The organism is [Clostridium] celerecrescens 18A, assembly GCF_002797975.1.
Lineage (GTDB): Bacteria > Bacillota > Clostridia > Lachnospirales > Lachnospiraceae > Lacrimispora > Lacrimispora celerecrescens.
The window spans coordinates 2,170,016-2,182,388 of the sequence record NZ_PGET01000001.1 but is presented as its reverse complement, the minus strand read 5'-3'; the positions used below and the strand labels follow the sequence as shown (position 1 = coordinate 2,182,388).

Here is a 12,373-nt window from a genome sequence, read left to right as displayed (position 1 = left end):
GGTTAATGGCCTGCGGGATGCCTTCTTTTATTATCATTTGGCTGTCTGCTGCGGTACAATGTTTAAAAGTGTTACATGAATCATGGAAAATGCCATGTCATAATAAAACTAAAATGGTTAAAATAGTAGCATCAAGGCAAATACGTTATGATAAGTTTGGAAAGGAGAAAGTTATGAAAAAAAGAGCTTTGAGTTTTATGATGGCAGGAGTCCTGGCTGCTGCTGCACTTACGGGCTGTTCTGGCGGAGGAGGTACGGCCGGCACAACTGCAGAGCAGAATCAGGCAGAAGGGGAGGGCACAAAAGCCGCTTCAGCAGGGGAAACAGTGATAAAGGTCTGGACCAATGACCGTCATGACTCCGAGTACGTGGATCAGAAAATCAGCGAATTCAATGAGACCAATGACAAGGGCATCAAGATCGAAATGACTGTGGTAACAGACGATTACGCAAATATGCTTTCCATGGCATATTCCTCCGGCACGGCACCTGATATTGCAGGGATCAGTGCAGGCCAGAGCGGCTTTGATTTAAAGACCTTTGCAGATGCAAAAATCCTGGAGCCATTAAATGATAGAATTACAGATGCTGATTATGAGAAGGTGACCGAGGCCAGCAAGCTTCAGTATGAAGGAATCGACATGATCGACGGCAATGTATACTGGATTCCCACAGGCATGAGAAGCGGTGTAAGAATGGAATACAACAAAGCTCTGGTGGAAGCAGCAGGTGTTACCGAATTCCCGGATACCTTAGATGGTGTCATTGATCTGGCTAAGAAGGTAACGGAAAACGGCGGTGGGAAAAACTTCGGTGTTGCCTTTACCTCAAGCGTCCCCTTCATCAGATGGATTGAAGGTACCTGTGAGACAAGCGGTATCTACCGTTATGATTATAAGAATGGTGAGTTCAATTTTGACGGTTATAAACCGGTGATCGAAAAGAGCAACCAGTTCTTTAAGGATAACAGCGTTCTTCCGGGATCCGTATCCCAGGGTGTAGACGCCATGAGAGCACAGTTTGCAGAGGGTGCATTTGCTCTCTGGGGCAATGCATCTCAGGAAGCAGGTGTGTTTACCGACCAGTTCCCGGTTACTAAATTTGATTGGGGAGTATCCACCGTTCCGACTCTTGACGGAGAAATAAAGGGCGCTTTAACCATTCAGCCTCAGAAGGGGTACATGATGCTTTCTTCTTCCAAGAATAAAGATGCTGCATGGGAAGTCATTAAGTTCTTTTCCAGTGAAGATTTCTTAAAGGGCTACTTAGAGGGCGGCTATTGCCTTCCGATCTCCGGATATATGAGCAGTGCGATCGATGCTTCTAAGACCGGCAGACTGGCGGATTTCAAATTACAGGATTACGAAAGCGTATATCCGGCAGTACCGGCAGTCGCTATCCAGGGTGATGATTATATAGCAACTCTTTGGAATGCGATCTTAGGCAATGTCAGTGCTGACGATGCGATCAAAGATTTAAACAAGAGATACAACGATGCGCTTGACAATGATGTAAGCATGGGCAAGATTAAGAGACTTATCATCAAGGACTTTGACCCGATGCATCCAAATGCAGGAACTATTGAGTACTTAGACAAATAAGTGCAGAGAGCAGAGGGGCTGTTTTTAGACAAACTAAAAGCAGCCCCTGTTTTAAAGAAAGGTGAAACGACTCATGAAAGAAAAATTAAGCTTTGCGGAGCGAATGAAACGGGCAGGCAGCAGGGGGGATTTTGCTTCTTTTTTCATGCTGCTTCCGGCAGTGTTCTTGCTGGTGGTAATATCCATCTATCCTTTCTGCTGGCTTTTCCGATATATTTTCTATGATTACAACGGATTTACAGCTTACTATATAGGATTTAAAAACTTTACCAGAATGTTTCAGGATGCCGTTTTCTGGCGCAGCGTCCTTCATACCTTTGAATATGCTGTGATGAAGTTAATCATCATCATACCCTTATCCCTGCTTCTTGCTGTTTTGCTGAACCAGAAGATCAAGGGAAGCGGAATCTTCCGGGGGATTTATTTTATGCCTACGGTCATAAGCTCTGCCGTTTACAGCCTTATATTCGGCTTTATCTTTGCCGTATACAACGGCGTATTGAATGCTTATCTGCAGAAGCTTGGAATGATCCATTCCCCCATTGACTGGCTGGGAAGCGCCTCCATCGTTATGATTTCCATTATCATCGTGGCGGTATGGGGCGGATTCGGAAACTATATGATTCTGTTTATGTCAGGTCTTTCCAGCATTTCGGAAGAAATATACGAAAGCTGCAAGATGGACGGAGCCAATGGGGTACAGTCATTCTTTTATATCACCCTTCCCATGCTGAGCCCTGTGCTAAAGGTTATCTTAATGCTGGCCATCACTACAGCGCTGAAGGATTATGAATCGATTCTTGTACTTACCAATGGAGGGCCTAACAGCAGATCTGAGGTAATGTTCACCTATATTTATAAGCTGATATTCGGTTCACAGACAACGCCCCAGATCGGTTATGCAACCGTACTCAGCATTATGGCTGCTCTTATTATCGGCGTGATTACAGCCGTTTACATGTACCTTGCAAGAAAACTGGATGATGTGGTTTAAGGAGGCAGATATGGAAAAGACACATACCGTATATTCAAAAAAGACAAAAGTAATGCGAAGCCTTCTGTTCATGCTTCTCCTGGTTATTTCGCTGATCACCCTTTACCCGGTCATCTACATTATACTGGGATCTTTTAAGGCGAATAATGAACTGCTTTTAGGAGGCACCGACATTCTGCCTAAAACATTTATCTTTGACAACTACAAGCAGGCCTGGGAAAAGGCCAATTTCGCGGTCTATACTGTGAACAGCCTTATGATAAGCCTTGGTGTCATGGTATTGTCCATCCTGACAACGACCATGGCCGGATACGTGTTCGCAAGAAAAAAATTCAAAGGAAAAGAGTTATTGTACAGCATTTTTGTAGCCTTTATGTTTGTCAACGTGGGAAGTGTAAGCTTAAGGCCCCTGTTTGAACTCGCTGTGAAGGTGAAAATGAATACCTCCCTTCTAAGCATAATCCTGATTTCCACTGGTATGGGTCAGGCAACCTACATTTTCCTGGTACGTGGATTTATGAATACCATTTCCAAGGAACTTGATGAGGCGGCCAAATTAGATGGCTGTACTTTTTTCCAGATTTATTATAAAATAATATTACCACTTTTAAAACCGGTCATTGCGACCATCGGGCTTCTTTCGTTCCGTACCGGCTGGAATGAATACATCATGCCGCTGGTGTTCACCATGTCCAATGACAAGCTCCGCCCTCTGACTGTTGGCGTTGTCATGTTAAAAAACAGCGGAGACGGAACGGCTGCATGGAACCTGATGTTTGCAGGCTCTACAATTTCAATCATACCAATCATAGTCATTTATATGTGCACCAGCCGCTACTTCATGAGCGGGTTGACTGCTGGCGCGGTAAAGGGATAAAAAGATGGAAAAATTACATTTAAACAGATCGGGCTTTCTTACCAATTACCTGGTATCCGGCCCAAGAGAGACAGATTTTATCAATCATGAGACCGATGACAACCAGCTGCGCTATGAGAAACACTTAAGATCATTGGTGGCAGACAAAAGCATGGCCCTTCCGGAAGGGCCTGTGGCTTTAGGAGAAGCCAGCCGTCTTGGTATGCCATGGAGATACTATTACCACTATGGAAATTGGTTTGTAGATGAAAGCACCTTTTATTCTACCCTTCAGAAGGTGGAGCTAGATGCAGTTACCGGAATCCTGGTTGAGAGGGATTTGACGGTAAATGCCGCTGTATGGTCTTATGCCGCAGTGGATGTCTGGTGCAACGGGGAGCTTATGTGCCACATGGACCCGCCGGTATACAAGCCTATTCGGAAAGAGACCATGGAGTTTCGGTTGAAGAAAGGCATCAACCAGATCTACGTCAGTCTTCAGACTCTTGGCGTCCGGGATACCAGAACCTTATTCGGAATCCAGATCCTTAATCATACAGCTGATATTACCGTTGTTCTTCCGGATGGGGAAAAGACCGATGATCTTGTCCGTACGGAGAACTGGCTTGGTTCCCTCTGCATACGGGATTCTATTATGTCCTATGAAGGAAATGCTCCCCAAGGTACCTGGCTGGCTTACGACAGCCAGAGTCCTGATTTTGCTCAGGTTAAGAGCCGGAAGGAGTGGCAGGAGATCAGCGGCAGGGATAAAGTGGTCTTAGACGAAGAAAAGCCTGGAGTGATTTTAGTAAGTGTCAGGAAGGAGCATGCTGTTCTCACCAGAAAGGTGGAGAACATTCTGGCCCAGAAGCCGGTGTATTCAGATGGAAAGAGCTTTGAGGAAAACAGGGATGCCATTTTCCGAAGGATCGGGGATGCGGAAAGCTTATCCAGAGGAGACAAGTTTGGCTTTTCCATTTCAAACATCCTTGCAAGGAAATCTTTTGGCATGGAAGATGGAAGGGATATTGACCTGCTTTATGAGACCCTTGACCAGATCGAAAGCCGTTATGACTGCTCGGATTTCCTGGTGTGCGGCCTGATCCGGTATTTAAAGAATTATCAGGTGGATGAAAACATGGCAAAACGGGTAAAGGAGGTACTTCTTAACTGGAGGTACTGGATGGACCAGAAAGGCTCCGATGCCATGTGCTTCTGGAGCGAGAATCATTCCCTGATGTTCTATACCTGTGCCATGAATGCAGGGGAAATGTATCCGGATGATTACTTCCCCCGCGCGGATATGACCGGAAGGGAGCTTTCTAAAGCAGGCAGGGCCAAGGTGGAACTCTGGCTGGAGGATGTGGAAGAACATGGCTTTGAAGAATTCTTAAGCACCGTTTATATGTGCGTCACCTTTGCAGCTCTGTTAAATGTCATTGATTATTCAGAGCCGGAGATTTCTGCACGCGCTGCAAAAGTTACGGACCGTCTTTTGGAAATGCTCTGCCGTCACACCTACGATGGGGTTATTATCGCTCCCATGGGACGTGTGTACCGGGAAGTGGTCCATCCCTTTGAACAGGGAGCTCAGGCACTGATGAATCTGATCAATTCAAAAGTTCCTTTTTCCTTTGGAGAGGGCTGGTTGGGCTTTTATGCCAGCAGCAGATACCGGCTGCCGGCCGGTTTGACACAGCTTATGGAAGCACCGGCAGATGAGAGCTATTCTACGGGAAATGCACTGATCTGTCTGAAAAAGACCCCGGAATACTGTATGACCTCAGTTCAATCCCCTAGAATGGATCCGGGCTTTGAGCGCTGGAGGAATTTAACTCTGGATCCGGATGCAGATCCTTCAACCTGTGAATACACCAAGTCTCTCAATGAAAGATTCCACGGAACCACCTGCTTTGAACCGGGAGTATACGGTTACCAGCAGCATATGTGGTATGCTGCGCTGGATAAGGAGACGGATCTGTTCACCAACCATCCGGGAGGAACTTGTGACTCCAGTTCCATGAGACCGGGCTTTTGGTATGGAAACGGAGTGATGCCGGCTCTGGCTCAGAAAGGGAATCTTCTGGGCGCGGTTTATCACATACCTAAGGATCATCCAATACATTTTACCCACGCCTATTTCCCGGCTCCCAAATTCCAGGAAACCAGAATTCAGGATCATTGGCTTTTGGGCAGGAAGAAGAATGGATTTGCCGCTCTTTGGTGCAGCGGTGTGATGGAACCTGTTGATGACCAGCTTTTTGATTGTGAATACAGGACCTATGGAGATGATATGGCATACTTTTGCGTATGCGGCAGCAGCCATGATTTTAAATCCCTGGATGAGTTTGCGGTTTATGCGGAAAGCTTACAGCCGGAATTTAATGAAAAGGACCGTGTACTGACAGCAGGCGGGTTGCTAGTGAGGTTTATGGAAAATCATGATAAGACACAATATATTTAGTGAAGATACTCAAAAGGCGGTTGCTTCTGCATCCGCCGTTTTCCGCAGTTATCCCTTCTTTATGAGTAATTACATATGGTGCAGGGAGCTTCTGCTGAAAAGGAAGGACCCGGAACACGCCGCAGAGGCGGTAGAACTGGGGATCCGGCATGCTAAGATGCTGAATCTGGATGCTTATTTGCTTCCGGTCGTTTATATAGACTGGATGCTGCCGGAGGTTTTTGTAGAACTTAAAAATCAGGGGATCCCGGAATGGGTTCTTCTGGAGTCCATGAAGGATATTGAAATCTGGATCAGGGTTTACCGGAGATACCATGGGGATAAGGTGGGCCTTGATCAGATTGAGTGGGTGTTTCGATCCCTTTCCGGAAGGGTGAAGCGGTTTGGCAGCCTGCAGTTTGAGGAGTTGACTTATGAATTTCCCTTCCTGATTTTTAAAAACAGGCTGACTGGAGAATACAGGGCTTTGGCATGTACTGGCCATAAAGTAGATCAGGATGGTTATTTTTCGGGGACCAATGGCAGAAATTTTAACAGGGAGTCCGAAACTTATATAAGCGTTCTGAAAGAAACGGTGACTGGTTTTTCGCCGGATCTTAAGCAGGGAGTGCTTAAGATGGAGAAAGCAGTAACGCTTAATTTGTCTGACTGGGAGCTTAAACTGGCTCCGGGAGAAAAGGCGGTGGCAGTTCACATTCCGGAAGGGGCAGACCTGTCTCCTGATAAAATTGATTCTGCTTTGGAAACGGCAAAAGAATATTATACAGGAAGCCTTCTGGTCTGTGACAGCTGGCTGCTGGATCCTCATCTTAAGGTTATACTTCCGGAGAAAAGCAGGATCATAAGCTTTATGGAGCGTTTTTACAAAATGCCATTAAAGGCGGAACAACCCCAAATTCTGGAACGGGTCATGGGGTTTGATTGTTCTATGGAAAAACTGGAGAATTACCCATGCAGCACCTCGCTGCAAATCTCGTTAAAAAAATATCTTCTTGGAGGGAAGGAGATGTTTACCACAGCAGGCTTTATGCCGTGGAAATGAAACCTAAATGGAGGAGGGCATCATGAAAGGATATTATGCAGGATTGGATATTGGCGGTACCAATGGAAGGCTTAAAATCTGCGGTTCGGCTGGGGAGGTACTTGGAGAATTTACGGCGCCGGGCTGCAGCCTAAATACGGATGGAGCGGAGAAAAGCCGGCTTCGGTACCGGGATCTGGTACTGCCGGCTCTTAAAGAACTAAATCTGGATCCGGGCTGCTGTCTGGGTATCTGTGTTGCAGCCAGCGGGATCGATTCTCCATCGGATGAGCATAATTGCAGGTCCAGCTTTGAGGAGATGGGATTTCCTCATGAAAGGCTGCTGGTGTTAAACGACTGCGAGGTTTTTCTTCATATGACAGAGGATCCTGCTTTGGTGGTCATATCAGGGACCGGTTCGATATGCTTTGGGAGAGATAAAAAAGGAAGTATCTATCGAACAGGCGGCTGGAATCACATCATTAGCGACGAGGGAAGCGGGTTTGACATGGGGCTGAAAACCTTAAAAGCAGTGGGAGATGATCTGTCCGGACGAATCAAATGTCCCGTTCTAACACCTCTTATTATTAAGGAGACAGGGCTTGATACACTGGAAAAAATAGATGACTTTATCAATGCCTATCTTATGGAAAAGTCTGAGATCGCCAGATTATCCTTGTATGCATATCAGGCGGCGGTCCTTGGTGATCATGAAGCCGTCCGAATTCACCGGGAATGCGGGGATGCCTTGTGGGGGCTTATTCGGGATACGAAATCCAAGATGGCTGAAGATAGTCCTGCGGACAAGCTAAACCTCTGGCTCTGGGGCAGTGTTCTGGTTAAAAATGATATAATCCGGAGTATGGTGGAAGAAAAGGTCCTGGTAGGAATGCCCGGCACTGAGATCGGAATACCGGAGATGAGTGCGTTGGATACGGCACTTAAAGCCGCCAGAACACAGGAAACTGAAAGAAGAACTTTATAAATCGGATAGAAAGAGACGGATTAACTGAATCTAGAAAAACGGTGTCAGGACACAAGTCCTGGCACCGTTTTTTTATAGCCTGTGTGCGGCAGCCTGCCACGATCTTATTAAGTCCTGCCGCCATCAATGATACCATTCTCTGTGCATTGCGGTCTACCCCAAGCATCAGCATAGCAGAGAAAATAGCGGGAACGGAGGCTCCCACCAGCATTCCGAAAAATACTGTGGGATTGATAATATCGAATACGGTAAGTACTTACCGGAAAGAATGGTGAATGCAGGTCCTGACTCTTTGCTATTATTTCATTGTGTATTTTATCGCGATTTTTGTATATTTCAACTCGGTCGTTGTTAAGATTGTATAAATATTTTGTCGTCTTTCATAACAGTAACCGCTTCTTTTATTGAATTGGGATATGTATAAAAAATATTTGTGCAAATTGCACCTTTTGCTTGCAATTATAAGACATTTTTAGTAAAATATCGTTATAGACTTAAATACCGAACAGGAGGAATGTTTATGAACGTGTATGGAACCAAACAGATCCGTAACGTCGCCTTACTTGGGCACGGGGGCGCCGGTAAAACCACCCTGGCAGAGGCTATGGCGTTGATTACCGGAGCCATCAGCAGAATGGGAAAAGTTACCGATGGCAATACCATCAGCGATTATGACAAAGAAGAGATTAAGAGACAGTTCTCCATCTCTACTACCCTGATTCCTTTGGAGTATAAAGGAGAGGATGGCCCCATCAAGATCAACCTGCTTGATACTCCCGGATATTTTGATTTTGTTGGCGAAGTTGAAGAGGCCATCAGCGTTGCGGATGCAGCAGTAATAGTTGTGAATTGTAAGGCAGGTATTGAAGTTGGAACATTAAAGGCGTGGGAACTCTGCGAAAAGTACAAGCTTCCCAGACTTTTCTTTGTTACAAATATGGATGACGACCATGCAAGTTTCCGTGAATTGTTATTAAAGCTTGATAAAGAGTTCGGAAGAAAGATTGCACCGTTCCACCTCCCGATTCGTGAAAACGAAAAGTTCGTAGGTTTTGTAAATATTGTAAAAATGGCAGGCCGGCGTTTTACCGTAAACAGTGATTATGAAGAATGTGAGATTCCTGAATATAGCCAGAAGAATCTGGGAATTGCCCGTGAAGCTCTTATGGAGGCCGTAGCAGAAACCAGCGAGGAATATATGGAACGCTATTTCTCCGGTGATGAGTTTACCCTTGATGAGATTTCTTCAGCCCTTCGGGAACATGTGATAAAAGGAAATATCGTTCCGGTCATGCTTGGTTCCGGAATTAACGCCCAGGGCGCCAAGATGGTGCTTCAGGCTATAGATAAGTATTTTCCATCCCCCGACTATTTTGAGTGTATCGGCGTGGATATTTCTACGGGTGAACGTTTTACAGCGAAATATAACGATCATGTGTCCCTGTCAGCCCGTGTGTTTAAGACGATAGTGGATCCGTTTATCGGAAAGTATTCCCTGTTAAAGATTTGTACCGGCACCTTAAAGCCTGATTCCGCCATTTATAACGTGAATAAGGATACAGAGGAAAAGGTCGGAAAGCTTTATGTGTTAAGAGGTAAGGAGGCCATTGAAGTTACGGAATTAAAAGCAGGAGACATCGGAGCAGTGTCAAAGCTTAATGTGACGCAGACCGGTGATACCATAGCTCTCCGCTCTGCACCAATCGTCTATCATAAACCGGAGATATCCACTCCATATACGTATATGCGTTATAAGACCAAGACAAAGGGCGATGAAGATAAGGTTTCGAGTGCCCTGGCAAAACTGACGGAAGAGGATTGGACCTTAAAGGCAGTAAATGATACGGAAAACCGCCAGTCTCTCCTTTATGCCATCGGAGACCAGCAGCTGGAGGTGGTTGTAAGCAAGCTATTAAACCGCTATAAGGTTGACATTGAACTAAGTAAACCGAAATTTGCTTTCCGGGAAACCCTTCGTAAGAAAGTGGAAGTCCAGGGCAAGTATAAGAAACAGTCCGGCGGACACGGACAGTACGGTGACGTAAAGATGTCCTTTGAACCTTCCGGGGATTTAGAAACTCCTTATGTATTTGCTGAAAGCGTATTTGGCGGGGCAGTGCCGAGAAACTATTTCCCGGCAGTTGAAAAGGGAATCGCAGAGTGCGTCTTAAAAGGACCGCTTGCTGCTTATCCGGTAGTGGGATTAAAGGCTACGCTGACCGACGGCTCTTACCATCCGGTTGACTCATCTGAGCTGGCCTTTAAGATGGCTGCAACCATGGCCTTTAAAAAGGGCTTTATGGAGGCAAATCCGGTTCTGCTTGAACCGATCGCATTCCTTAAGGTTACGGTTCCGGATAAATTTACCGGAGATGTTATGGGAGATTTAAACCGAAGGAGAGGACGGGTTCTGGGAATGAATTCCAACCATAGCGGAAAGCAGGTCATTGAAGCGGATGTGCCGATGTCTGAACTGTTTGGCTATAATACGGATCTGCGCTCCATGACCGGAGGCATCGGAACCTATGAATATGAATTCAGCCGCTATGAACTGGCTCCGGGAGATGTGCAGAAGAGAGAAGTGGAAGAGAGAGCATCCAAGATTGACAGGATAGAAGTTTAAATAAGCCGCAGCTTAAATCATTGAAAAGTGACAAAAACCAATTGCAACACCTGCTTATAAGGTGCTGCAATTGGTTTTTTTATTGTCTGATAAAGTTTTTGGACTTAATCTGCTCAATGATCTCCTTTTGTGGGGGCTGAATGTCATCTGATGAAAGGTTAGGCATATAAGAAGAATAAAGTTTGCGATAAAGAAAAACTGATATATTAGTATGAAGTTCGACATTATTATTGCGTTTTTGACATAGCTAAAATGCAAAATAAATCAGGATTAAATTACAACATTTTGTAAATAATAACTAAAAAAATGACATAAAAACTGGGAATATCCCCGTATACAATCTAATATTTTAGTACTAATATATTAGTATAAACGGCGGTTTACTGCCGCTTAAGGGGTGGCGGAAAGCTTACATGGCTTTCTGCAGGTTTCTATAAACTTTATTTTTTAAAGGAGGGTTCATATGAACGTCAATGTTATCATCGGCATTATCATGATTCTGTCTTTCCTGGGCATGGTATGGTATTGTGTAAAAGGGCTAAACCTCATGGTGGGATTTGCAGTCATGGCAACTTTCTGGACAGCGCTTGCGTTGGTGGGAAATTCCATTTCACCCAATTCCGCTATGGAAGGCAAGTCGTTTATTGATGTACTGACCTACGTTTATGCGGATGGTCCGGCCGGATATGCAAAGTCTATCCTGGTCAACGTATTCTTCGGAGCATTTTTTGGCAGAGTTCTGGTAGAAACGGGAATTGCATCAACACTTATCCGTAAGGTTGTTGAACTGGGCGGTGATAAACCAAGGATCACCATGGGTTTGTTATGTATTGTTACGGCAATTATCTTTATGTCCATGACAGGAATTGGTCCTGTAATCTCAATTGCGGTTATCGTGCTTCCGATCATGCTGTCACTGGGCGTGCCGGCACCTGTTGCCATGTTCAGCTTTATGGGTTCCATTATGGCCGGTATCTTTGGCAATATTGTAAACTTCAAACAGTATCAGACGATTTATGCAGGCTTTAATCCTGCTGCAGAAAACTATACTTACAATGATTATTTCCAGATGGGCGTCATCTGTATGGTAGTCGCGCTGGTGGTGGTTCTGATCGTAGCTAACATTTTCATGAGCAAAAAGGCGGCTCATGCCTGGGCAGCAAAATCTTTTACCGTAAGCGAAAATGCTCCGGCCATTTCCTGGATTTCCGTAATCCTTCCGGTTCTGGGTGTTGTAATCTTTCAGATCCCGATTATCCTTGGATTCTGCCTTGCCGGTATTTATGCACTGATAACCACTGGAAAGCTGAAAGGAACTTATTCCGATATCTGCCGGCTTTTTGCCAAGCTGTTTACCGATGGTTCCATTGATGTTGCTCCGATGATCGGCTTTTTGCTTACATTGTCCATGTTTAACAACGCAGCTGCATATGCCGCACCGTATTTCACTGCGATTCTGGGAGGCTTTGTACCGAGGAGCGCTCTTGTCCTTGCTCTTATTTTTGCAATCCTGACTCCTCTGGGCTTCTTTAGAGGTCCTTTGAACCTTGTTGGATGCGGAACTGCAATCCTGGCGGTAGTTATTGCCGCACTTCCGGACGCACCTGTTGCATTCTTATATCCTCTGTTTGCTATCACAACCATTGCACCGCAGCATCTGGATATCACACAGTCCTGGGTAGCCTGGGGCTTTGGCTATACAAAGGTTTCGACAAAAGATTATATGAAGATGTCTATACCCACAGGATGGATCGTCGGCTTTATCTGCTGTATTCTTGCCTTTGTCCTTTACGGTGGTTTAATGTAATATTATATGAAATAAATACGGA

General features: G+C 45.2%; 9 protein-coding genes. 8 read left to right on the top strand and 1 reads right to left on the bottom strand.

All coding sequences use genetic code 11. From position 1 onward, the window contains the following. Positions 1 to 173: 173 nt before the first annotated feature. From H171_RS10130 to H171_RS10105, 6 genes are all read left to right on the top strand, one after another. The gene (locus H171_RS10130; RefSeq protein ID WP_100305029.1) at positions 174 to 1,601 is read left to right on the top strand and encodes an ABC transporter substrate-binding protein; all 1,428 of its coding nucleotides are present in this window, start codon (positions 174 to 176) and stop codon (positions 1,599 to 1,601) included. A 73-nt stretch (positions 1,602 to 1,674) separates the two neighbouring features. Then, on the top strand, positions 1,675 to 2,595 hold the full coding sequence (locus H171_RS10125; protein ID WP_100305028.1) for a carbohydrate ABC transporter permease: 921 nt from the start codon (positions 1,675 to 1,677) through the stop codon (positions 2,593 to 2,595). A gap of 10 nt (positions 2,596 to 2,605) precedes the next feature. Continuing rightward, a complete protein-coding gene (locus tag H171_RS10120; protein WP_186802533.1) occupies positions 2,606 to 3,472 on the top strand; it encodes a carbohydrate ABC transporter permease in 867 nt (288 codons plus the stop codon). A gap of 4 nt (positions 3,473 to 3,476) precedes the next feature. After that, a complete protein-coding gene (locus H171_RS10115; RefSeq protein ID WP_100305026.1) occupies positions 3,477 to 5,915 on the top strand; it encodes a hypothetical protein in 2,439 nt (812 codons plus the stop codon). Next, positions 5,893 to 6,957 (top strand): acyltransferase domain-containing protein, encoded by a 1,065-nt coding sequence (locus H171_RS10110; protein WP_100305025.1) that lies wholly within the window; start codon positions 5,893 to 5,895, stop codon positions 6,955 to 6,957. Before H171_RS10115 ends, H171_RS10110 begins: the two co-directional genes overlap by 23 nt. A gap of 22 nt (positions 6,958 to 6,979) precedes the next feature. Then, on the top strand, positions 6,980 to 7,921 hold the full coding sequence (locus H171_RS10105; RefSeq protein ID WP_100305024.1) for a BadF/BadG/BcrA/BcrD ATPase family protein: 942 nt from the start codon (positions 6,980 to 6,982) through the stop codon (positions 7,919 to 7,921). Here the strand turns inward: H171_RS10105 and H171_RS25020 are convergent. Beyond that, positions 7,878 to 8,159: a sodium/proton-translocating pyrophosphatase gene (locus H171_RS25020; protein WP_408645663.1), complete on the bottom strand. Its 282-nt coding sequence runs from the start codon at positions 8,157 to 8,159 to the stop codon at positions 7,878 to 7,880. The genes H171_RS10105 and H171_RS25020 overlap by 44 nt on opposite strands. 282 nt (positions 8,160 to 8,441) lie before the next feature. Here H171_RS25020 and H171_RS10095 point away from each other — a divergent pair, with 282 nt between their 5' ends. After that, complete coding sequence (locus tag H171_RS10095; protein ID WP_100305022.1) at positions 8,442 to 10,544, top strand: elongation factor G; 2,103 nt, start codon at positions 8,442 to 8,444, stop codon at positions 10,542 to 10,544. Positions 10,545 to 11,007: 463 nt separating this feature from the next. Beyond that, on the top strand, positions 11,008 to 12,351 hold the full coding sequence (locus H171_RS10090) for a citrate transporter (protein WP_100305021.1): 1,344 nt from the start codon (positions 11,008 to 11,010) through the stop codon (positions 12,349 to 12,351). Positions 12,352 to 12,373 lie beyond the last annotated feature (22 nt).